Genomic DNA, 20641 nt, shown 5'->3' with positions numbered 1-20641 from the left:
CCGGAAGCATACAGGCATGCTTTTGAGTGTGCATCCTACACTGCTAGCCATGGCAAAGCAGGTGGAAACGCCGCAGCAGCAGATTGCAGCACTGCGCACCGAAATTGAGCACCACGAGTACCTGTACTACGTGGAAGACGCGCCCGTGCTGACCGACGCGCAGTACGACAAGCTCATGAACCGGTTGAAGGGGATGGAGGCCGAGCATCCGGAGCTCCTCACGCCGGAAAGCCCGACGCAGCGCGTGGGCGGCAAGGTGAAAGAGGGCTTCGCCAAAGTCGCGCACTCGCGGCCCATGCTGTCGCTGGACAACGCGTACAACGAAGAGGAATTCCGCGCCTGGGCAGAGCGGGTCAGGGAATCGCTGCATGCAAACGACACGCTGCGCTTCGTGTGCGAATTCAAGCTGGATGGCCTGTCTCTGGCGCTGCACTATGGTCCGGCGGAGCATGGCGGCGTCAGGCTGCTGCGCGGTCTGACGCGTGGCGATGGAACCACCGGCGAGGATGTGACCAGCAATGTGCGTACCATGAAGTCGGTGCCGCTGCAGTTGTCCGCCGCGAAGCTGAAATCGGCGGGGTTGCCGCAGAGCTTTGAGGTGCGCGGCGAAGTGGTCATGCCGCAGACTGCCTTCGCGAAGCTGAATCAGGAGCGCGAGGCCGCAGGGCAATCCCCGGCGGCAAACCCGCGCAACGCGGCCGCGGGCACGTTGCGTACCGTGGAACCAAGCATCGTCGCGCAGCGACGGCTGGATCTGTATGCGTATTTCTTGATGAACGGTGAAGGCGAGTTTTTGTTATCGCAGCAATCGGCTGCGCTGGAGGCACTGAAGACCGTGGGTTTCCGCACGAATCCGAATACGGCCACGGTGGACAGCGTGGATGCAGTGCTTGCGTTCATCGCCGAAGCGGAGAAGAAGCGCGACAGCCTGGGCTACGAGATCGATGGCATTGTGGTGAAGGTGGACAGCGTACAGCAGCAGCGCCGGCTTGGCTTTACGGGTAAGGCGCCGCGCTGGGCGGTGGCGTACAAATTTCCGGCACGCGGCGCGATCACACGGTTGAATGACGTGCTCTTCCAGATCGGCCGCAGCGGCAAGCTCACGCCAGTAGCGTCGCTGGAGCCGGTGCCGATCGGCGGCATCACGGTCGGGCGCGCCACGCTGCACAACCCGGATGAGATCGCGCGTCTTGGCGTGCGCATCGGCGACTTTGTCGCGGTGGAACGCGGTGGCGACGTAATCCCGAAGATCACGGAGGTAATCGAAGACAAAGATCATCCGCGTGGCACGCGAGAAATCATCTTTCCCACGCGCTGCCCGCGATGCAAAGAGCCGATCGTGAAGCCCGAGGGCGAGATCGATTTTCGCTGCGTGAACGCGAGCTGCCCCGCTCGGCTGAGCGAGGAATTGCTGCACTACGCCTCGCGCGGCGTGATGAACATCGAAGGCCTGGGCGAATCGATGGTGGCGCAGTTAATGGGTCACGCCCTGAACGAACCGACGTCGTTGAGCGAGGTGGAGGCGGCAGAGCAGGCTGGATCGCCCCTGGACGCAATCTCTGCAGCCATGGTCGCGAACGATGAAGCGACCACTGCCGCCGAGCCAACGCGCGAGGCGCTGGTGCGCACCGTTGCGGACTTGTACAAGCTGACCGAGGCCGACCTGGTCGCACTGGAGCGCGTGGGCAAGAAAACGGCGCAGTCGCTGCTTGCGCAGATTGAACGTTCCAAGCAGGCGCCGCTCTATCGCGTCATCCTCGGGCTCGGTATCCGTCACGTGGGCGAGCGCACCGCGCAGGACCTGGCCAAAACATTCGGCAGCATGGATGCCATTATGGCCGCGAGTGAAGGGGATCTGGTGCAGGCGGAGGGCATCGGGCCGGTGGTGGCGAAAACCATCGCGGAGTTCTTCGCCATCGACACGAACCGCGCGCTGGTAGAGTCGTTGCGCGCCGCCGGTCTGCGGTTCACCGCGGAAAAGAAGGTGCTCACCACCACACTGGCGGGCCAGACATTCGTCCTGACCGGCACTCTGCCCACGCTCACACGCGAAGAAGCCAAGCAGAAGATCGAAGCTGCGGGCGGCAAGGTCTCCGGCGGTGTTTCGAAGAAAACAAGCTACGTTGTGGCAGGCGAAGAGGCCGGCAGCAAGCTGGACAAGGCCCGAGAACTGAACGTGCCCGTGTTGGACGAAGCCGGTCTGCTCGCGCTGCTGGTAGGGCAGGACGACGCGGCATGACGTGGCGGGACCGGTGGTTTCACCTGAAACGCCGTGTGTGCGAGTTCTTTGAAGACCAATGGTTTGATCGAACCCACCACGTGCACACCTCGGGCGATGTATCGTTGCGCAACGCTGGTATCGCTACCGGCGAAGAAGCGGACAGCGAATTGTATGTGCCGGCGCGGCCGAAGCACATTCGCGAAGCGTTGCATGCGTCGCCGATCCCGGATGCGTCGCCGTACACGTTTGTGGACATCGGCTCTGGCAAGGGACGCACGTTGTTTGTTGCGGCAGAGCTGCCGTTTCGGCGAGTCGTGGGTGTGGAGTTCTCCGCGAGGTTGCACGAACAGGCTTGTCGCAACGTGCAAACGTTTCGCTTCCGCGGCAAGGACGGCAGCCGCGTTGAACCGCTTCACCAGAACGCCATGGAGTTCCGGTTTCCAGACGGGCCGCTGGTGCTGTACCTGTTTAACCCGTTCGGTGCGGCCACCATGCAAGTGGTGCTGAATCGTCTGAACGAGTCGTTGCAGCGCGACCCGCGCCACACGGTCATGGTACTGTTGTGGCCTCGCTGTGGCGAGCAGGTTGCGCGGGTGCGGGGCATGCAGCGGGTCTGCGGCACGCAGCGGCATGAGATCTTCCAAGCCTATGCTCCCATGCGTCAGAGCTAGTGTTTGCTACTCCTTGCTGAAGCTGGTGTGTGTGCGTTCCGCGTGGCGTTCCAATGCGAGTTGGATTAGTCTGTCGATCAATTCTGAGTAAGCGATGCCGCTTGCCTCCCAAAGCTTGGGATACATGCTGATGGAGGTGAAGCCAGGCATGGTGTTGACTTCGTTTACGTAGATCTTCGCCGGCTTGGCCGAAGCGAGGTCTGCGGCTTCCATCAGGAAGTCGACGCGCGCCAGCCCGCTCAGATCGCAGGCGCGAAACGCGCGCACCGCCATCTCGCGCATCTGCTTCGATTCGGCGCGGCTGATCTTTGCCGGGATCACCGGCTCGCTGGTGCTGCTCGCGTCGTATTTCGATTCGTAGTCGTAAAATTCGCGGTCGGGCACAATCTCTCCAACCACGCTGGCGATAGGGTCGTCATTGCCGAGCACGGCGATTTCCAACTCGCGTGCCTTGCCGGTGGCGCGAGCGCGGCCTGCGCCGCCCACGCCCTCTTCAATCACGATCTTGCGGTCAAACTTCGCGGCTTCGTTGATCGCCGGGCGGAGTTCCGCGCGCGTCTTCACCTTGCTGATCCCGACCGACGATCCCAGGTTCGCCGGCTTCACGAACACGGGATACTTTAGCCGCTCTTCCACGCGCGCGGTGCATTTGCGCGGGCTCGCCTTCCACTCACTGCGAAACAGCGTCACGTGCTTCACAATCGGCAAGCCCGCTGCGGCAAACATAGTCTTCATCGCGTCCTTGTCCATGCCCACCGCGGAACCGAGTACGCCCGAGCCGACGTAGGCGATGCCGGCCATTTCAAGCATGCCTTGCACCGTTCCGTCTTCGCCAAAGGTGCCGTGCAGCACGGGAAAGACGACGTCGAGCTTTCCCGTGTCGAGCGCCGACATTTCGTCGGCAGTTTCGTTGTCGAGCGCCTCCGCAACCGACGCAACCGCGGCGGCGTGCGCCTGTCTGCGCGTAGCCTTCGCCGGCAGCGCGGGCTGCCTGTACTCGCCTGCAAGCAGCGACTGCGCTTTGCCGCCGGCCAGCCATTGGCCGTTCTTCGCAATACCGATCGGCACCACGTCATACTTCTTTCGATCCATCGACTGCAAAATCGAGGCGGCTGAGCGCAACGAAACCTCGTGCTCGCCCGAACGCCCGCCAAACACCACACCCACGCGCAACTTCTTTGCCATCCTGCACAGGGTAGCGGCTTTCGGCGCGGGCTCACAGAATCACGGGTGAGTCCCCGCCGGCGAGCGGAGTGCATGAACACGCGAAACCCATGCGTGCGGGGGTAGCCGGCACGGTGATATACCCAAAGCACCGCTATGAGCCACTCGCGCCGCCAGTTCCTCGTCAGCAGCACGCTCGCCTCGTTCAGCGCCGCGGCGCTGGGCCAAGCGCCACAGAGCACAATTCCACAGCAACCGGCCAACCCGGGTGTGCCCGGCGCGCCGCCGGTGCTGGGCGTGCTGCCGCCAACCGGACCCGATGTTTCGCCGCAGGATTTTGTCGCTGCCGAGAAGCTCATGCAGGTAGAAATGAGCGCCGCCGAGCGTGCCGAGGCCGCCGGCAACTGGCGCACCAGCATGGCGGCCGTGGTGGAGCGGCGCGTTGGACCGCGCAGGATCACGCTGGGCGAAACAGACGTACCCGCGACCGTTTGGAATCCGGCAACGATGCGGGTGCAGGGTACAGCGCCGGCGTCGTCTTCAGCGACGGACGCCTCGCTCAAGTTCGTGTCGGAAGGCGGGAGCGCGTCTCCACCCGCAACCGACGCTGCGCTGGCCTTCAGCAGCGTTCTTGATCTGAGCCGCTGGATTCGCGAGCGCAAGCTGACGAGCGAGCGCCTGACCGGCGTTTATCTGGCGCGGCTGAAGCAGCATGATCCCCAGCTCAAGTGCGTCATCACGCTCACTGAGGAACACGCGCTGCAGCAAGCGCGCGCGGCGGACGCGGAGATTGCCGCCGGCAACTACCGCGGCCCGCTGCACGGCATTCCGTATGGGGCCAAGGATCTGCTCGACACGGCAGGCATCGCGACCACATGGGGCGCAGAGCCGTTTCGCAACCGCGTTCCGAAGACAGACGCCGCCGCGATTCGGCTGCTGAACGAGGCCGGCGCAGTGCTTGTGGCGAAGCTGTCTCTCGGCGCACTCGCGTTGAACGACGTCTGGTTCGGCGGCCAGACAAAAAACCCGTGGGTGTTGGAAGAGGGTGCCTCCGGATCGAGCGCCGGACCCGCCTGCGCGGTCGCGGCTGGCCTGGTCGCCTTTGCCATCGGGTCAGAGACGCAGGGCTCCATCATCAGCCCGAGCATGCGCTGCGGTGTCACCGGGCTGCGCCCGACCTTTGGCCGCGTCCCACGCACCGGCGCCATGACGCTGAGCTGGACCTGCGACAAACTCGGCCCCATCGCGCGCAGTGCGGAAGATGCCGTGCTGGTGCTTGCCGCCCTGAGCGCCTATGACCCTGGCGATGTCGCCAGCGTGCCGTCCAAGCTGGAGTACGACGGGGCGACGAGCCTCAGGAAGCTGCGCGTCGGTTACTTCCCGAAGTGGATGAATGAAGCGCCCGCAACGGAGGTGGACCGCAACGCGCTCGCCACCCTGAAGAAGGCCGGCGTGCAAACGGTCGAAGTGTCGCTGCCAGACTGGCCCTACGATTCGCTGAACGTCATCCTGTTTGCCGAGGCAGCCGCTGTCTTTGAAGAAATCACACTCGACCATCGCGTGAACCAGCTCAAAATGCAAACGCCGGAAGCCTGGCCGAATACGTTCCGGCAATCCCGGTTTCTTTCCGCGGTGGACTTTGTGCAGGCCGATCGCTTTCGGCGCAAGGTCGCGGCAGAAATGGCGCGGCTCATGCACCAGGTTGACGCTTTGCTGGTCCCCAGCATGCGCGACGAGATGATGGTGATCTCCAACTTCACCGGCCACCCCTCCCTGACGCTGCCGGTGGGCTTTGTCGAAATCAGCGAAACGCGTACCGACTGGCTGCCCGAGTCGATTCCAGTCACCAAGCTGAGCCCGCCACGCCGCGTGCCGTATGGCGTAACCCTGATCGGGCGGTTGTTTCAGGAAGGCACTCTGTTGCGCGTGGGGCAGGCTCTTGAATCCGCGGCAAACATGCGCAATGCGCATCCAGCAGGCTTTGCATGATGCGCCCCAGGACAGCGCGTTTCCTTGGTTACGCCGTGGTGGCTTGCCTTCCGCTTGCCCTGGCAGCGCAGCAGGCGCCGGTTGCTGCCGCCCCATCGCCTGAGGATGCAGCCCCAACGTTGCGCGTCACCACGCGTACGGTGGAGATCGCGACGGTGGTGCGTGACAAAGCCGGCGAGCCGCAGAACGCCCTCACCAAAGAAGACTTCACCCTCAAGGTAGATGGCAGGGAACAGCCGATTCAGCACTTCACCGTAGCCTCCGATCTGCCTCTCACGCTGGCGCTGCTGGTGGATGTGAGCGGCAGCCAGCGCACCTTCATCAGCGATGAATGGCGCGCAAGCGACATCTTCTTCCAAAGCATGCTCACCCGTCCCCAGGATCGTGCGACGCTGGTGCAAATCAACGCCCGCATTCGCATTCTTGCGAATCTGACGAGTGATCCGGGAAGGCTTCACCTTGCGCTGACACAGCTTGGAGCGAGTCCCTCCACCGCCAACGCAACGCGGCTGAACGACGCCGTATACCTCCTCGCGAAAGACCTACTGGCGAAGGAGCGCGGCCGTAAGGCGCTTGTGCTGCTCACCGATGGCGGCGATAACGGCTCCAAGTTCAAGCTGGAGCAGGCAATTGAGCAGGCGCAGCGGGCGAACATCTCTGTGTACGCGATCGATTACAGCGCGTGGACCGGGCCGGACATGATGCTGAACAGCGCCGTGAGCCGATTCAGCTTTCCGCAAAACGATCCTGGTGAAGCCTTGCTGAAGAAGCTGGCCGAGAGCACGGGCGGGCACGTGTATACCGTCTCGCACAGCATGTCGCTGCAGCGCATTTATGAACAGATCGCGACCGACCTGCGCACCGAGTATGAAGTCGGCTACAACCCTCCACCGGACTTGAAGCCCAACAGCTTTCACAAGCTGGAGATTCGAGTCAGGGACAAGCGGCTGTCGGTGCAGGCACGCAACGGCTTTTACGTGCAGCCGTAAACGTCCGGCGTCCAGCTCCTACACCGTAGCGCCCTGCTCTTCCAGCTGCGTTGAGAGCTCTTCCCACTCGTGCATCAGCGTCTCGTGTTGCTTGCGCAGGTTGGCCAATTCACTCTGCTGCCGCTGCGACTGCTCCGCCGAAACGTAATTGCCCAGCGCGGTCTCAAGCGCGAGCATGTGTTCTTCCATGCGCGGCATTTCATCTTCGGCGTAGCGGACGCGGTCCTGGATCGCTTTCAGCTTGATGGGGTTCAGCTTCTTGATCGGAGATGCGGAAGGCTTGTTGCCATTCCCGTTGGTCGCGAGTCCTGCTCCGTTGCCGCCCGTGCTGCCGTCGCCGTTTGCCACCGCAATTGGCGGCAGTTCGATGGCAGGTACGGAGGCACGCTGCATCTCCTTGGCGGCGGCGATCACCTTGTCCGGCCCGCCGCCCTTGCGCCACAGGTAGTCCTCGTAGTTGCCGGGGAACACCTGCACGCCGCCGTGCTCGCACTCAAAGACCCGAGTCGCGAGCCCGTCAATGAAGTAGCGATCGTGCGACACGAACAAAACCGTTCCGGTGAAGGCTCGGATCGCCTCCAGCAGCACGTCTTTGGCGCGCAGATCCAAATGGTTCGTCGGCTCATCCAGCAGGATGAAGTTCGCGGGCGACACCAGCATCCGCGCCAGGGCATAGCGGTTGCGTTCGCCACCGCTCAGCACGCCAAGCTTCTTGAACACATCGTCCCCGTTAAACAGAAACGCGCCTAGCAAATTGCGCAGCTCGACCGTTGCTATCTTCGGCGCGGCGGAGCTGATGTCGTCAAGCATCTGCGCATCCGGGTTCAGCACCTTGTACTGGTCCTGCGCAAAGTAGTCGGCCAGCACATTGTGCCCGTAGCGCACGATGCCCGTGGTCGGCTCCTCCATCTGGCTGAGCATGCGGATCAGCGTGGATTTGCCCGCGCCGTTGGGACCGACCAGCGCAATGCGGTCGCCGCGATCGATGGTGAAATTTACGTCGCCTAGAATCTGTTTCGGCTCATAGCGCTTGCTCAGACCGCTGACCTCGCACACCAGGCGGCCAGAGGCCGGCGGCTGCGGGAAGCTGAAGTGAATCGTCTCCTCATCCTCCGGCACCTCGATGCGCTCAATCTTTTCCAGCTCCTTGATGCGGCTCTGCACCTGCTTCGCTTTGGTCGCCTGGTAGCGAAAGCGGGTGATGAATGCCTCAAGCTGCTCAATGCGGTCGCGCTGGTTTTTGTAGTCACTGGCAAGCTGGTCGCGCCGCGCGGTTTTCTGTGTCACGTATTTTTCGTAGCCGCCGGTGTAGAACCAGACGCGCTTGTTCCACACCTCGGTAATCTTGCTCACCGTCACATCCAGAAAGTAGCGGTCATGCGAGATCAGAATGAACGCGCGCGGATAGCTGCGCAGGTACTCCTCCAGCCAGTTGCGCGACTCCAGGTCCAGGTGGTTCGTGGGCTCATCCAGCAGCAGCAACGACGGCTTCTGCAGCAGAAGCTTCGCCAGTGCGATGCGCATCTGCCAGCCGCCGGAGAACTCCTCCGTCTGCCGCGCCCAGTCCTCGCGTCCGAAGCCAAGGCCGCCCAGCACCGCGCCGACCTGCGCGTCCAGCGTGTACAGGTCCTGCGCCATCAGTTGGTCGCTCACCTCTGAGTACCGCTCGGCGATCTCGTCATACTCCGGCGACTGCGGATCGACGGTGGCGAACCGGTCGCCCAGCGTCTCCATCTCGGCCTGCATCGCGTGCGCCTCGGCGAAGACGGAAAGGCACTCCTCAAACACTGTTTTGCCGCGCAGGGTCAGACCGTCCTGCGGCAGGTATCCAATGGTCAGGCCCTTGGAGCGATTCAGCCGGCCGCCATCCAGCTGCTCGACACCCGCAAGCACCTTCAGCAGCGTCGATTTGCCGGTGCCGTTGCCGCCCACCAGGCCGGTGCGCTCGTCCGGCGTAATCAGCCAATTCGCGTCTTCAAAGAGCAGTTTGTGACCGAAGCGCTTGGCCCCGCCGGCAAGGTGCAGCATGCCTCTATTTTCGCAGACAGAGCAACTTGTGCCGCCAGTTGCCGTCTTTACAGTCAAACGCGTGCACGGAACACCGCTGCAAGCGCGTACCGCGATCCCGACAACCAATCCCTTCGCTGTGAGTTCAGGAGAAGAGTCACCGTTGAACTCCGCGCTCCAGTCCGATTTCCCATTGCCACAAGGCCGATTTTTGCGATGGCGTCGATCGCTCCAGTGGTGTGCCGGGCTGTTCACGGTATTGGTTCTGGCACTCTTACTCACAGGCAATTTGATTGCGCGGCACTTACAAAACTTGGTTCGCGGCCGCCTGCTGCAGACCTTTCAGCAGCGATTCCACTCCCCAGCAACGATCGACGACCTGCGGGTGCACTACACCGGCCAGATCCAGGTCGACGGTCGCGGCCTTCGAGTGCAAAGCGTGCTCACAGGGGTGCCCGGCGACCCACAGCATCCCATGCTCCAGGTGCAGGAGTTCCACTTTCACCTGAGCATTCTGGCGGCACTGAGCCGCTCACCGCGCATCCACCACGTACGCATTCGCGGCGTCCAATTGGATCTGCCGGCGGCTGCCGCGCAGGCGAGCCACGCAACCGAACCAGATCGCGAGGTCGATCTTGAGTACGCCGAAGTCGATGACGCGCATATCCGGTTTGCCAGCAGTGCCGCGGATCGCGCGCCCCTGACGTTTGACCTGCCGCATCTGGTCTTCCGGGGTGTCAGCCGGTCCAGGCCGATCCGCTTTCACGCCGTTGTGGATAATGGGCCGCCGCTGGGCATTTCAGAAACCGACGGCACGATCGGCCCCTGGAACTTCGACGACCCGCGTCTCACCCCGCTTCAGGGTGCGTTCACATTCAAAGACAAAGACGTGAGCAGTGTGCGGGGTCTGCACGGCAGGCTGAGTCTGGACGGCCACTACCAGGGCACAGTTGCAAACATGCACGCGGAAGGAACCACGAACGATCCCGCTTTCGCTCTCGATGTCAGCAGCCATCCCGTGACTCTGCGGACAAAGTTCGCAATGACGCTGCTTCCAGCGCAAAATGCCGTATCGCTGGAGCGCGTCGAAGGATCGTTCGGAAACACGATCTTCCTTTGCCACGGGACTGCCGTAAAGGATCGCACCGCGGACAGCTTTCGCCTGGACGTGCAACTCGATACCGCCGGCGCCCGCGTGGAAGATGCGCTTGCGCTCGCCACGCATACTACTCCACCCGTAATGCGTGGAGCGCTCTCCCTTACCGGACGGCTACAGATGCGGGCAGGCCCTGAGAGCGTATCGCGCAAATTGTCACTTGGGGGCGGTACCTTTGCCATAAGTGGCGGCACGTTTAGCAATCCGGGGGTACAGCAGACCTTTGATGAACTCGCCGAGCGTGCGCAAGGCAACCCGAAGCATGCAACCGCGCAGCGTGCTGCAAGCGTCACGGCAGCAGCCCGCGGCACCGTCACCATGCGAAATGCCGTGCTGCGGTTTCCGCAGGTGCATGTGACTTCGCCCGGGTCACAGGCGACGCTGCACGGGACTTACTCGCTGGACGGCACACAATTCGTCTTCGACGGCAGCGTGCACACAGAGGCGAAGCTTTCAAACATGACCAGCGGCCTCAAAAGCGCGCTGCTCAAGCCGTTCAACGGCCTCTTCGGGCACGGCGATCATGGTGGCTCCGGCGGGGCTACGCTACCGCTCCATATTCAAGGCGTCGGTGGCGTGCCGCACCTGAATACGCACATCGCCGGCTTCCGCATGAATGCTCCCGGGACGGACTAAAGCTGCCGCTTCGGAGTCGCGCGGCTGCTTCAAGCCTGGTGGCTAGGCGGCTGCCACCTTCGGCTGCCAATCCAGCGCCTCTGCGATCTGCTGCGCCAGCGTCATGGGATTGAACGGCTTGAACAGGACAGCCGCTACCCCCAAATTCGCGAAGCGGCGTTGATCCACGCCCTGCACCTTGGCGGTGAGCAGCAGGACTGGAATGTGGGCGATGGCTGGCGTCCTCTGCATTTCGCGAAAGGTCGTGGGCCCGTCTTTGCCGGGCATCATCACGTCCATCAGGATCGCTTCCGGCTGTTCGGTGACCGCCTTGGCAATGCCGGCCGTGCCCGATGATGCTGTGCTGACACGCCACCCCGCGGTTGCTTCCAGCGTGAGTGCGGCGACTTCTCGGATATCGTCTTCGTCGTCGATGATCAGTATGTGTCGGGACATTTTGACTCTGGAGAAAAGGGTAGTGGGGTGCAATCTTGTATCCGATACCACGTTCGGGGCACCGGCTGCTGCGTTCGTTGCACTGGTCCCATTGTGAAACGAAAATGCGATATTGGCACCGGTAAAGTCGCGCATTTTGTCTGCTGAAAGCGGAAAACGTGCCCCAGGCGGGCACGTTTCGTGGTTTTGCGCGTTCCGTTAGCGCTTACGCGGCCACGGGCTGCTCCAGCACCTGCGCCATGCGCTTTCCTTGGCGGGCAGCCGCAGCCTGTTTGTGGTAGGCATAGCCGGCGATCAGCGGAAAGGCAATCGTCGCCTCGGAGTACACCATCTGCTCGTAATTCAGGTCGACCTTGCCCCAGCTCGACGCCTCCTTCAGCGTGGAGCCGGAGAGCGCGCCGTCGCGGGCATCCGCCACGGTGATCTGGATGGCGTACTTGTGCATCGATGCCTCGACGCCCAGAATGTCGGCCGCCACCACAATATCCTGCGCAAAGTTCTTGGGCACGCCGCCGCCAATCATCAGCAGCCCGGTCGTCGGGTTCTGAATCTTCAGCTGGGTCAGCTCATAAAAGTCTTTGCCGGAGTCGATAGAGCACATCTTCTTGCCCTGGCGCGCGTGCTGATGCGCCACGATGCCGAACCCGAACGAGCAATCGGAGAAGGCAGGCACGAAGATCGGAACGTCCAGCTCGAACGCCGCGAGCACGATCGAATCCGGGTTCCCCTGTTGCGGCGTGCGCCCGTTGTCCTTCAGATAGCGGCCCATCTCGCGGATGAACTCGCGCGACGAGTACGCTCCCGGCTGCATGCCGTTGATGATCTTCTCGGTCGTCTCGTCGCAGATGCGCAGCTCTTCTTCGTCGATGAACGTGTCGTAAATGCGATCGATCATCATCTCGCGCAGATCCGCATCGCGCGCGCCGTATTTGTACTCTTCGCCAGCCACGTAGTGCTTGAACCCGAGAGCCTCAAAAAAGTCCTGGTCGACAATGTTCGCGCCAGTCGACACAATCGCGTCGATCATGTCGTTGCGAAGCAAATCGACAATCACGTCCTTCAGGCCGGCGGAGATCAGCGAACCGGCCAGACACAGGATCACGCCGCACTCGGTGTCGCGCAGCATCATGTCGTAAATCGTCGCGGCGCGCGCCAGATCGCGTGAAGAGTAAGCCATGTGGCTCATGGCATCGACCAGCGGCACCACGTTGTGCTGCTTGATGTCGATGTGCTGAATGGGCTGCTGCAGGAGTTCCTGTTTCGTGGGCATCTCGTATGTTATTTTACCGCGTTTCGCTCAACAAGAACGCGGCTTCTGTGAACATGTGGCAAACGGCCAGAAGCACACGTGCGAACGGGGATTGACGCCGTGCACGTGTGCTCCTGCGGCTTGTCTTAGAACGAGTTCTTCAGCTTTTGTGCGACGTCTTTCACGTGATTGACCATACCCGCGGCGGTCCCGTTGGATTGCTCCTTCTGCCCAAAGGTGTCCGGGCGGCCAAAGCCAAGGTCCGGCACATAGCCCAGGGGCTCGGCGATCTTCACGTTGAATTCGCCCTTGCCGTCTGGTGCCTGACCGCTGGTCCAGGGCTGGTTGGCTTGGTCGCCCGGCTTGCCGTCCGTCGTGGTGATCAGGAACGAGTAGTTGAAGTCAGGGTTCTCCTTGGACTGCGGGAAGCTGTTCGGGATCGGCAGGTGCGACGGACCCAGTTCTTCCAGCACAGCGACCCACTGCTCCTGGTGCATGGTGTCTCGCGCAATGTTGAAGGCCAGCATCTCCTTCATGCCGGGGTCGTCGGTCGCGTTATACAAGCGAGCCGCCAGCGTCCGGCCAGTCGCCTCCGCCGCCACGTTGCAATACATGTCGGCGGCCAGGTTGCCGCTGGCGTAAATGTGGCTCATGTTGAACGGCACACCGTTCGAGTTGCCGGGATAGGCGGAAAGGCCGGTCGACAGAATGTGACGCATATCCATGCCGTTCAGCACGGCGCCGGCAATGGGGTCGGCTGCGATCTCTTCCTGAATGCTGACCGGCGCCTTTTCCAGGTTCATGGCGACGGCAACGGAGAGGAATTCAATATGGGCGATCTCTTCGGTGGCTGTGTTCAGCAGCATATCGCGATATTTCGCTGGACCACGCGAACCCCACGCCTGAAAAAAGTACTGCATGCAAACGCGGATTTCGCCCTCGACTCCACCGATCGCCTGTTGCAGCATGCGGGCAAAGAGCGGGTTCGGCTTATCGACGCGGACGTTCCACTGAAGTTTTTTGTCGGTGTAATACATGGGTCTCCTCTGAGTGATGCAGGAGACTCGTGTGCTCCCGCGCATGCAGTAGGAAGCCCACGCGCACCGGCGCGGAATGCCAGTCTGGCTCTGTAGCCGAAGTTGGCGCAATCATGACGGTTATGACGGACCGCTCTGGTTGCCGCCGACCCACACGCTAACGCTCCACCCGTTGGATCCCAGCGCCCGCACGATGTTGTCCAGAACCCGCTTGCGCTCGGAGTCCGGGACTGTGACGGACATCCACGTCTCGCAAGACTCGAACGTGGGCATGACCTGAACTGACCGGTCCACGGATTCGTACGGCATATCGAGGCAAAGACCGGCTTCGATGTATCGAAGCCGCTCTCGAGAGAGGAACTGAATGGTAAAGCCCTCATCCGACTCAACGGTGCCGCTCCAGAAATGGCTTGTAAACATGCTCGCCTCGAAGGTTGGTGGCTAGCTCGCATCGGGCTCACCTCTCGCCGGGCTTACTCGCCATAAGGTTGACCGAGCCGATCACATGGTGATTCCAAACGATTTGAAGTGGGATATGACTCGCGCGCATCGCCTGCTCGATGTTTTCCGCAATCCGTAAGATCTGCGGCCCGGGCAACTGCTGGAGCGATCCATTGCGATCCACTCCGATCGAGAGGCCGCCATGAACGCCTTCCTCGCACTCGATCTCGAACTCCAAGCCGTCGCCCGAGTACCGCAAAAATACCGTTTCAGCTCCAATGGAACGCATTCGCCTTAGCTGGAAGCCATCTGCTGAAAAGTGTTGAAACCGGTGAGGAAAGATGCCTCTCATAACCTCGCGAAGATGATCTCTGAACCAACGCATTGGAATGATGAATGTCACGATATCAAGGTAAGTTGCTGCTTTTCGGCAGCATTCAAATGAGAGGCGAAAACTCTCCGCTGAAAGACAGAAGCATTCAGCTGTGCGGCGCGGGTGCGCTGCTATGCGCGAGTTCACGTGCTTGTTCGTATGTCTCACAGAACGCGGGATCGCTAAAACTTGTCATGAGCGCGGTCCAGTTTTCGCGCAGTTGTGCGGCCAATGTTCGCGGAGACGGTTGAGCGTACGGATCCACGGGTCGGTTGCGCATACTGGCAACAGCCAACGAAAATCCTATGAACTTGCCGGAATGCGCACGGTTTCCCAATGTCAGGTGGAGGCGTTCCGTCTTATAGAACAGAAACAGCACTCCGCCTACCTCCCAGATCGCCTTCTCGGGAAACATTGAGCTTAGTTTTGAAGTATCGTACTCCGGGCCAAGTTTGTGTGCATCTGGCCGATGCGTTAGAAAATCAAAGTGTTCCGACACGATCTGATCGACATTGCGTTTCTCTGTAAAAGAAAAGCCAAACATGGAATTCTGGCACTCCGCTACCAGAATTATGCATGCACCACGAGACAATGTGAGTTACGGCATGTGGTCAACGAGTGATGACCAGCTCCTTGCGATGACCTCTTCAAACGCAGCCAAGCCGGCCTGTGGACGAGGCGTTTGAGCACCCAGTACTGCGGTCAAATCTGCCCAGTGTGCTTGCGGACTGGAGCGGACCTGGACATACACCTCGCCGCGCCCCTCGGAGACAAGCATTTCCAACTGTGAAAAGCGTACAACGCATGAGGCGTAGTCGAATACAGTGCGCCCGCCGGGCTGCGGCTGCTCCACAACTTCGCCATCATGCTTGCGAAGCAGATACGCCCACTCGCTCTCTATCCGGCACCGAAGAGACTTCGTCAACTTACGCGCCTGCTCGCGGTCGGACCCCGCCATCAGCGCAGAGGTGACCTTCGACATCATTTTTCCAGCAACATGGAGAATGCGATCTGAGGTCCTATGCATGAATGCGAACTAAACCTTAGTTTGGTTATAGGACTGAAGATTAGTGCTGATCTTCGGAACATCACCTAGTCGTAAGACCAGGTAGGCCCGCAAAGCTGCACCTCAGTTCGAATTTTTGGAACGCGCGCTCCACTCTGAGCAACACCATTGCTCTTTCAGCAGAAGAAAGATCATGCGCTGGTTCTTTACTCGAAAAGATCAGGGCAGGTGCTTCGATGTAGTACACGCTATCCCACCACTCGTAATCAAGCTGAACGTCGAGGTCGTCATCTTGGAATGCAACGTACCCGCTCATGCGAATGGTGTTGCGCACACGTACAGCGGAGGAGCCTTCACGCCAGACGAGCCGTGATGCACGATTGCGCCAAACCCATGCGCCGCCTGCAAGAAGAAGCAAGGGAACAGCAGTGGACGCTGCTTTTATCAAGTTACCGTACATACCGTATTGGAACGCCCCTTCGCAACAAAATCGGCGATTCTGTATACAGCCATACCGGGCCCTGCTTCAACATTCCAAATTCATCACGACCGTAAAAGTAGACAGCCTCGCCTTCCGCGCCCTCAGCAAAGGCCGTGGAGAGCCAGCGCCATACAGAGCCGGTTAGAGGCGTCGGCTTCAAATACATTTGAATCCAGTCTGCATACTGACCTATCGGGGTCTCTTCGAGAGTTGTTCCCACGTAACCACCGAGTTGACCGCCATAGCGGGTTGCGCCTACGGCCCCTGTACTGGACCAGAAAAGCCGATTGATGGCCGGTCCAAAGGCGCCTGCCTGGTTCAGCGACCAACGTAGTGCATAGCTGCTGGCAGCAGGAATCCCCGGCCCGAATACAGCCAGAAATACCAATGAGCTATAAACGACAGTCGTATTCCGAACCAGCCGGTAGCTCGCCTGCCACTCGCCCTGACCGATCTGGCTGTGGAAGAGTGCCTGGGCGAGGGGGTTGTCGGCCATGCCGTCTTTCGGATCGATGCGCTCGCCGGAGTAGCGGTTGAAGCGCGAGGGCGACGGCCGTGGCGAGGCGGGCACCGCAACGGCGGCTCTGGCGTTGCGGATGGCAAGGTCATGGTGCCCTGGGTGTCGCCGATGGTGTGGCGAACGGCTCGGCGATCCCGGCAGCAAGTCACCGAAAAGTGACCCGTCCGGATTGCGATAGCAGACCGCATAGGCGCGACCGAAGCGGTCGTGCACAATCCTGTCGGTTTTGCTGAGAACCATCGGCATCTTTCGGACTTACACCCTTTCTCGGGTTCAGCGAACTCTTGCTTAGTTCCCGATGTCGATTTTGGTATGTTGCTTCTCATCCAGCTCGGGTTGCAGGGTCAGAGTAAGCAGATGATTCGCACCGCCATGTTCTCCTCCTCGGCTTGCGCCGGTGCTCGTCACGTAGCTGCTCAGCCAACCCCGGAAGCTATAGGTGCAGATCGCGTCCTGTGCCGCGTCGTCGGCCCAGAAACTGAGCTTTATTGGGAGAATCTTTGACCTGTTCACCGCGGTCGCCAACTCAAACAGGTTCTTCAGCGTCGCGAACGGAACGTTGATGCGGTCGTTGACGTCGACAAGCACGATGATGTCGCACGCCACCGAGCCGATCATGGGCATACCGGTGACACCGTCGTGGACGGTGCTGACGCCGAAGTGCACACCTACGGCGCGAAAGGAGGCGTCCCCGATGGTGACGCTTGCGATGTTTGGTGATGCCACTGGTTCCTCCTCTGTTTTTACAGCGCGTTCCTCTTACAGCGCGTTGCGTGCGATCAGCGCCTTGTACCAAAGCGCGCTCTGCTTAGGCGTGCGCTTTTGTGAGGCATAGTCGACATAGGTGATGCCGAAGCGCTGGCCGTAACCCTCGGCCCACTCGAAATTGTCGAGCAGGCTCCACAGGAAGTAGCCCTTTACGGGAACCCCCTCGCTGATGGCGCGCTGCAGGTTCGACAGGTAATTGCGCAAGTAGGCGATGCGGTCCGTGTCGTAAATCTGACCGTCCGGCATCACGGTGTCGGCGCCGGAGCAGCCGTTTTCCGTGATGTACATCGTCTTGATGCCCCACACTTCGGACGAGAGCTTCGGCCCCCAATACAACGCCTCGGGCGCGATATATAGCCACGTGCTGACGGCGTGCGGGTGCGACTTTGCCATGGGCACCACAGTGTAGCCGCGCTCGTCCTGCGCGGGGCGGATGTAGGTCGCGGTATAGCAGTTCATGCCAACAAAATCGACCGGCGAACCGATCGCCTTCATGTCGGCATCGGTGAACTTGGGAGCGTCCGCGCCCAGGGTCTTCAGATAAAGGTCGGTGTACTTGCCGGTCATGATGGCGTTCATGATCGACGCGTTCTCTTCACGCATCGCGATGCGCGCGGCGGCAATGCCCTCCGGCGTGTCCACCAGCGGCGTGCAGGCGTGGTAATCCTCGGCCAGGCCAACACGCGTGCCGGGCTTCGCGTGCGCGCGAATTGCCTGCACTGACAAACCATGCCCCAGCACGGCATGGTGACACACCTGCGCGATCTCGCCCTTGCTCAGCTTGATACCGGGCGCGTGCACGGCTGCGTCATACGCCACGTAGACGAAAGTATCGATCTCGTTTGTCGTCATGAATTGTGGCACACGGTCGCTCAACTGGCCGGCCATGTAGCCGCAGTAATCTGCCAGCGCCTGCGCCGTGTCCTTGTTCTGCCATCCGCCCTGGTCCTGCAGCGCCTGCGGCAAGTCCCAGTGATACAGCGTGCAGAACGGCTGAACGCCCGCTGCCAGCAGCGCATCGACCAGCTTTTTGTAGTGGTCCACGCCTTTCTGATTCGGCGTGCCGCGGCCCTCCGGGAAGATGCGCGACCACGCAACCGAAAAGCGGCAGCCCTTCAATCCGTATTCCTTCATCAGCGCAATGTCTTCGGGGTAGCGGTGATAGCTGTCGTCTGCCACATCGCCGGTGTCGCCATTATGAACCTTGCCAGGGGTGTGGCTGAAGGTGTCCCAGATGGTCTTGCCGCGGCCGTCCTCATTCACCGCGCCCTCAACCTGGTAGCTGGCCGTGGCCGAACCCCAGATGAATCCTTGCGGAAATGGCCGGCTCCCCGTCGCCATCCTTGTGCTGCCTTGCGCGGCGGCCTCTGCGGTAGTAGCGGCCGCCGCGGCTGCGCCGAGGGAAGGGACGGCCGCGGCTCCAGCGGCAAGCTTGGCAAACGATCGGCGGGAAAGCGACAGGTTCATAAAGGCCTCGTCAGGTGAATGCGGAACGCTGCTGATGGTACCGGGTCAGCAATGATTCTCACAATCCCATGTTCAAAGGTTCTTTGCTCTCATCACTTTCCAAGCCGATGACCCAGGTTGAGGCAGGCGATCGCGATCAGCGCCACACCCAGCTTCGCCTGGCCGCTGTGCGCGTCATAGCCGTGCCCAGCAAAGACCGCCGGCCGTAACAGCATGGCAAAGTAAGCAGTGACGCAGAGCAGCCCGGCCACGATGAGTAGAACGGAACCGAGCCGCCTGACGGGTACTTTGCTTTCCACGGGATCCAGTTCCTACTTTAGAAACGCTTCGACCGCCTGGTCGAATGCCGCCGGCTGGTCATACATGATGAAGTGGCGCGAGCCGTCCACGCGCTTCAGCGACACGTGCGGCATCGTGCGGTACGCCTCTGTGTAGAGCGCGTCGACCTGCTCCGGCTTTTGCGTATCCGGATCAAGCGGATACAGCAACAGGGTGGGCGTCTGGGTTGCCGCCAGACCGGGTGTTACGTCCGTCTGCAGATCTTCGATCATGGCGTTCACCGCCACGGTGCGATCGCTGCTGCCTGCAGACGCGGCCACCATCTTCTGAGCGTCGGCATTCTTCACCAGGCGCGCCGCCATCATCGGCTGCATGGCGGCGTACTGATCCGCAGGCATGTTCAACATCTGCTGCCGCATCGCTTCCAGCTGCGGCTGCATGGTCGCGGCGGTCGCGCCCGGTCCCATCATCGCGGCGGCGGCCGGCAGCGCGTCCACAATGACCAGCTTGCGTACATCCCCCGGGTGCTGTTCCGCGAGCATCAGCGCGATCAGTCCGCCCATGGAGTGGCCAATCACCACAGGATGCATGCCACTCGCGGCCACGTAGCTGTGCAGTTCCGTTACGACTGCAGGCAGAATCGGGCCGCTTGCGTTCGGTCCAGCGAGCTGGCCGGCAAAGCCGTCGATCTGCAGCAGGTGCAGCCGATAGTTGGGCGCCAGCAGCTTTGCCTCACCGGCCCACACGGCGCGGCTGCTGTTCAGGCCGGGAATCAGAACCACGTCCGGCTTGCCCGCAGTGCCGGCGTCCGCGACGGTGAAACGGGTGGGCGTGAAGCCCTGACCATGCGCAAAGTTTTGGAGCAGGATCGTGGCGAAGCCAATCCAGGTGAGCATCATTACACATTTACGAGCGCGTTGATTGCGAATGAACATGGCAGGTTCCTTTCCGGTTGAGCGTGCAGGATCGTTGGCGCATGCGGCATGCAAGCGCGACGTAAACAGCTGAGTCCTTGCCGGAGTTACTCGGGTTGAAAGATCTTTTCGATTGCCAATCCGAACAATCTGCTGATGCGAAAGGCCAGCGGCAACGACGGATCGTATTTGCCGGTTTCCAGAGCGTTGACGCTTTGCCGCGAAACCTCAAGCTGCTCGGCCAGAAACGCCTGCGACCAGCCCCGGTCGGCACGCAGCTCGCGCAGCTTATTCCGCATCGGCAGCGACCCGGTCGCGGAACTTGTAGGTGAACTTGGCGACCAGCATGCTCAGGCAGAAGGCGTAGAAGCCAACAAATGGCGGCAGTGCTCCCTGCCATCCGAAGCTGTGCAGAAAGCCGTCAAATAGTTCCACGGAGAGCATGGCCGCGATGCCCCACAGCATGCAGCGGATAACAAGATCGCGTTGATATTCATCGCGCTCCTCGCGCAGGTAGCGGCCGGCGACGACCAGAAACGAAAGCATGGGCAACAGCGGCAGAAACGCGACGCAGTACAGGAGAACGCCCTGAGGATGAACGCGTTGCACAATGATCGTGGCGCTGCACAGCAGCAGAATGTACGAAACCAGTACACCAAGCCCGCGACGCAGGTACCGCTTCTGCGCTGCGCTCTTCTTCTCTCCAAAGCACCACATAATTGCAATCCTTCTGGACCGGAAGCAGGTTGGAATGCGCTTCGCGGTGACAAGTACACTTTACGTAAAGCGTGCTTGTCATGTCAAGGGTGCTTGTCTATAAAGTTTGTTTGCTTGGCCG

General features: G+C 61.1%; 22 protein-coding genes. 5 read left to right on the top strand and 17 right to left on the bottom strand.

Annotation, left to right across the window (positions count from 1 at the left end):
• Positions 1 to 49 precede the first annotated feature (49 nt).
• Together ligA and ACOFKT_RS13530 are read left to right on the top strand one after the other, a co-directional pair.
• Positions 50 to 2239, top strand: a complete 2190-nt coding sequence (gene ligA, locus ACOFKT_RS13535) for an NAD-dependent DNA ligase LigA (RefSeq protein ID WP_419804508.1) — start codon at positions 50 to 52, stop codon at positions 2237 to 2239.
• The gene (locus ACOFKT_RS13530) at positions 2236 to 2892 is read left to right on the top strand and encodes a class I SAM-dependent methyltransferase (protein ID WP_419804507.1); all 657 of its coding nucleotides are present in this window, start codon (positions 2236 to 2238) and stop codon (positions 2890 to 2892) included. Before ligA ends, ACOFKT_RS13530 begins: the two co-directional genes overlap by 4 nt.
• 6 nt (positions 2893 to 2898) lie before the next feature.
• Here the strand turns inward: ACOFKT_RS13530 and ACOFKT_RS13525 are convergent, their stop codons facing one another.
• Positions 2899 to 4077 (bottom strand): D-alanine--D-alanine ligase family protein, encoded by a 1179-nt coding sequence (locus ACOFKT_RS13525; protein ID WP_419804506.1) that lies wholly within the window; start codon positions 4075 to 4077, stop codon positions 2899 to 2901.
• A gap of 135 nt (positions 4078 to 4212) precedes the next feature.
• Here ACOFKT_RS13525 and ACOFKT_RS13520 point away from each other — a divergent pair, with 135 nt between their 5' ends.
• Both ACOFKT_RS13520 and ACOFKT_RS13515 read left to right on the top strand, forming a co-directional pair.
• Positions 4213 to 6045 (top strand): amidase, encoded by a 1833-nt coding sequence (locus ACOFKT_RS13520; protein ID WP_419804505.1) that lies wholly within the window; start codon positions 4213 to 4215, stop codon positions 6043 to 6045.
• A complete protein-coding gene (locus tag ACOFKT_RS13515) occupies positions 6042 to 7034 on the top strand; it encodes a VWA domain-containing protein (protein WP_419804504.1) in 993 nt (330 codons plus the stop codon). Before ACOFKT_RS13520 ends, ACOFKT_RS13515 begins: the two co-directional genes overlap by 4 nt.
• 18 nt (positions 7035 to 7052) lie before the next feature.
• On the opposite strand, the gene ACOFKT_RS13510 is transcribed toward ACOFKT_RS13515, so the two are convergent.
• The gene (locus tag ACOFKT_RS13510; RefSeq protein ID WP_419804503.1) at positions 7053 to 9062 is read right to left on the bottom strand and encodes an ABC-F family ATP-binding cassette domain-containing protein; all 2010 of its coding nucleotides are present in this window, start codon (positions 9060 to 9062) and stop codon (positions 7053 to 7055) included.
• 292 nt (positions 9063 to 9354) lie between these two features.
• Between ACOFKT_RS13510 and ACOFKT_RS13505 the strand changes: the two genes are divergently transcribed.
• Positions 9355 to 10833: an AsmA-like C-terminal region-containing protein gene (locus ACOFKT_RS13505; RefSeq protein WP_419804502.1), complete on the top strand. Its 1479-nt coding sequence runs from the start codon at positions 9355 to 9357 to the stop codon at positions 10831 to 10833.
• Positions 10834 to 10875: 42 nt separating this feature from the next.
• Here ACOFKT_RS13505 and ACOFKT_RS13500 read toward each other — a convergent pair whose 3' ends face one another.
• The 15 genes from ACOFKT_RS13500 to ACOFKT_RS13430 form a co-directional block, all read right to left on the bottom strand.
• On the bottom strand, positions 10876 to 11268 hold the full coding sequence (locus ACOFKT_RS13500) for a response regulator (RefSeq protein WP_419804501.1): 393 nt from the start codon (positions 11266 to 11268) through the stop codon (positions 10876 to 10878).
• 205 nt (positions 11269 to 11473) lie between these two features.
• Positions 11474 to 12538 carry a 1,9-bis(guanidino)-5-aza-nonane synthase gene (locus ACOFKT_RS13495; RefSeq protein ID WP_419804500.1) on the bottom strand — a complete coding sequence of 355 codons (1065 nt, stop codon included), beginning with the start codon at positions 12536 to 12538 and terminating at the stop codon, positions 11474 to 11476.
• Between the two features lie 125 nt (positions 12539 to 12663).
• Positions 12664 to 13554, bottom strand: coding sequence for a manganese catalase family protein (locus tag ACOFKT_RS13490; protein WP_419804499.1), 891 nt, complete (start codon positions 13552 to 13554; stop codon positions 12664 to 12666).
• Between the two features lie 120 nt (positions 13555 to 13674).
• The gene (locus tag ACOFKT_RS13485) at positions 13675 to 13974 is read right to left on the bottom strand and encodes a hypothetical protein (RefSeq protein WP_419804498.1); all 300 of its coding nucleotides are present in this window, start codon (positions 13972 to 13974) and stop codon (positions 13675 to 13677) included.
• A 37-nt stretch (positions 13975 to 14011) separates the two neighbouring features.
• Positions 14012 to 14284, bottom strand: a complete 273-nt coding sequence (locus ACOFKT_RS13480) for a hypothetical protein (protein ID WP_419804497.1) — start codon at positions 14282 to 14284, stop codon at positions 14012 to 14014.
• A gap of 190 nt (positions 14285 to 14474) precedes the next feature.
• Positions 14475 to 14912: a hypothetical protein gene (locus ACOFKT_RS13475; RefSeq protein ID WP_419804496.1), complete on the bottom strand. Its 438-nt coding sequence runs from the start codon at positions 14910 to 14912 to the stop codon at positions 14475 to 14477.
• A 54-nt stretch (positions 14913 to 14966) separates the two neighbouring features.
• A complete protein-coding gene (locus ACOFKT_RS13470) occupies positions 14967 to 15353 on the bottom strand; it encodes a hypothetical protein (protein WP_419804495.1) in 387 nt (128 codons plus the stop codon).
• Between the two features lie 103 nt (positions 15354 to 15456).
• Positions 15457 to 15834 (bottom strand): hypothetical protein, encoded by a 378-nt coding sequence (locus tag ACOFKT_RS13465; protein WP_419804494.1) that lies wholly within the window; start codon positions 15832 to 15834, stop codon positions 15457 to 15459.
• Positions 15824 to 16621 (bottom strand): hypothetical protein, encoded by a 798-nt coding sequence (locus ACOFKT_RS13460; protein ID WP_419804493.1) that lies wholly within the window; start codon positions 16619 to 16621, stop codon positions 15824 to 15826. The genes ACOFKT_RS13465 and ACOFKT_RS13460 overlap by 11 nt, the downstream gene beginning before the upstream one ends.
• 42 nt (positions 16622 to 16663) lie before the next feature.
• A complete protein-coding gene (locus ACOFKT_RS13455) occupies positions 16664 to 17101 on the bottom strand; it encodes a hypothetical protein (protein ID WP_419804492.1) in 438 nt (145 codons plus the stop codon).
• Between the two features lie 33 nt (positions 17102 to 17134).
• On the bottom strand, positions 17135 to 18610 hold the full coding sequence (locus tag ACOFKT_RS13450) for a GH1 family beta-glucosidase (protein WP_419804491.1): 1476 nt from the start codon (positions 18608 to 18610) through the stop codon (positions 17135 to 17137).
• A gap of 92 nt (positions 18611 to 18702) precedes the next feature.
• Positions 18703 to 18909 carry a hypothetical protein gene (locus tag ACOFKT_RS13445; RefSeq protein ID WP_419804490.1) on the bottom strand — a complete coding sequence of 69 codons (207 nt, stop codon included), beginning with the start codon at positions 18907 to 18909 and terminating at the stop codon, positions 18703 to 18705.
• 12 nt (positions 18910 to 18921) lie between these two features.
• The gene (locus ACOFKT_RS13440) at positions 18922 to 19824 is read right to left on the bottom strand and encodes an alpha/beta fold hydrolase (protein WP_419804489.1); all 903 of its coding nucleotides are present in this window, start codon (positions 19822 to 19824) and stop codon (positions 18922 to 18924) included.
• An 86-nt stretch (positions 19825 to 19910) separates the two neighbouring features.
• On the bottom strand, positions 19911 to 20102 hold the full coding sequence (locus ACOFKT_RS13435; RefSeq protein WP_419804488.1) for a helix-turn-helix transcriptional regulator: 192 nt from the start codon (positions 20100 to 20102) through the stop codon (positions 19911 to 19913).
• Complete coding sequence (locus tag ACOFKT_RS13430; protein ID WP_419804487.1) at positions 20092 to 20520, bottom strand: hypothetical protein; 429 nt, start codon at positions 20518 to 20520, stop codon at positions 20092 to 20094. Before ACOFKT_RS13430 ends, ACOFKT_RS13435 begins: the two co-directional genes overlap by 11 nt.
• Between the last annotated feature and the right edge of the window lie 121 nt (positions 20521 to 20641).

This window comes from Terriglobus sp. (genome assembly GCF_965201105.1).
Lineage (GTDB): Bacteria > Acidobacteriota > Terriglobia > Terriglobales > Acidobacteriaceae > Terriglobus.
The sequence above is the reverse complement of the archived record's forward strand: the minus strand, read 5'-3'. Positions and strand labels throughout refer to the sequence as shown.

What these genes read in the sequence shown, in the direction of transcription:
- ACOFKT_RS13485 (WP_419804498.1), bottom strand. Translation starts at nt 13,974, where the DNA reads ATGTTTACAAGCCATTTCTGGAGCGGCACCGTTGAGTCGGATGAGGGC.
- ACOFKT_RS13460 (WP_419804493.1), bottom strand. Translation starts at nt 16,621, where the DNA reads ATGCCGATGGTTCTCAGCAAAACCGACAGGATTGTGCACGACCGCTTC.
- ACOFKT_RS13435 (WP_419804488.1), bottom strand. Translation starts at nt 20,102, where the DNA reads ATGCGGAATAAGCTGCGCGAGCTGCGTGCCGACCGGGGCTGGTCGCAG.
- ACOFKT_RS13440 (WP_419804489.1), bottom strand. Translation starts at nt 19,824, where the DNA reads ATGTTCATTCGCAATCAACGCGCTCGTAAATGTGTAATGATGCTCACC.
- ACOFKT_RS13530 (WP_419804507.1), top strand. Translation starts at nt 2,236, where the DNA reads ATGACGTGGCGGGACCGGTGGTTTCACCTGAAACGCCGTGTGTGCGAG.
- ACOFKT_RS13465 (WP_419804494.1), bottom strand. Translation starts at nt 15,834, where the DNA reads ATGTACGGTAACTTGATAAAAGCAGCGTCCACTGCTGTTCCCTTGCTT.
- ACOFKT_RS13500 (WP_419804501.1), bottom strand. Translation starts at nt 11,268, where the DNA reads ATGTCCCGACACATACTGATCATCGACGACGAAGACGATATCCGAGAA.
- ACOFKT_RS13480 (WP_419804497.1), bottom strand. Translation starts at nt 14,284, where the DNA reads ATGCGTTCCATTGGAGCTGAAACGGTATTTTTGCGGTACTCGGGCGAC.
- ACOFKT_RS13520 (WP_419804505.1), top strand. Translation starts at nt 4,213, where the DNA reads ATGAGCCACTCGCGCCGCCAGTTCCTCGTCAGCAGCACGCTCGCCTCG.
- ACOFKT_RS13495 (WP_419804500.1), bottom strand. Translation starts at nt 12,538, where the DNA reads ATGCCCACGAAACAGGAACTCCTGCAGCAGCCCATTCAGCACATCGAC.
- ACOFKT_RS13510 (WP_419804503.1), bottom strand. Translation starts at nt 9,062, where the DNA reads ATGCTGCACCTTGCCGGCGGGGCCAAGCGCTTCGGTCACAAACTGCTC.
- ACOFKT_RS13515 (WP_419804504.1), top strand. Translation starts at nt 6,042, where the DNA reads ATGATGCGCCCCAGGACAGCGCGTTTCCTTGGTTACGCCGTGGTGGCT.
- ACOFKT_RS13470 (WP_419804495.1), bottom strand. Translation starts at nt 15,353, where the DNA reads ATGATGTCGAAGGTCACCTCTGCGCTGATGGCGGGGTCCGACCGCGAG.
- ACOFKT_RS13475 (WP_419804496.1), bottom strand. Translation starts at nt 14,912, where the DNA reads ATGTTTGGCTTTTCTTTTACAGAGAAACGCAATGTCGATCAGATCGTG.
- ACOFKT_RS13490 (WP_419804499.1), bottom strand. Translation starts at nt 13,554, where the DNA reads ATGTATTACACCGACAAAAAACTTCAGTGGAACGTCCGCGTCGATAAG.
- ACOFKT_RS13525 (WP_419804506.1), bottom strand. Translation starts at nt 4,077, where the DNA reads ATGGCAAAGAAGTTGCGCGTGGGTGTGGTGTTTGGCGGGCGTTCGGGC.
- ACOFKT_RS13450 (WP_419804491.1), bottom strand. Translation starts at nt 18,610, where the DNA reads ATGAACCTGTCGCTTTCCCGCCGATCGTTTGCCAAGCTTGCCGCTGGA.
- ligA (WP_419804508.1), top strand. Translation starts at nt 50, where the DNA reads ATGGCAAAGCAGGTGGAAACGCCGCAGCAGCAGATTGCAGCACTGCGC.
- ACOFKT_RS13430 (WP_419804487.1), bottom strand. Translation starts at nt 20,520, where the DNA reads ATGTGGTGCTTTGGAGAGAAGAAGAGCGCAGCGCAGAAGCGGTACCTG.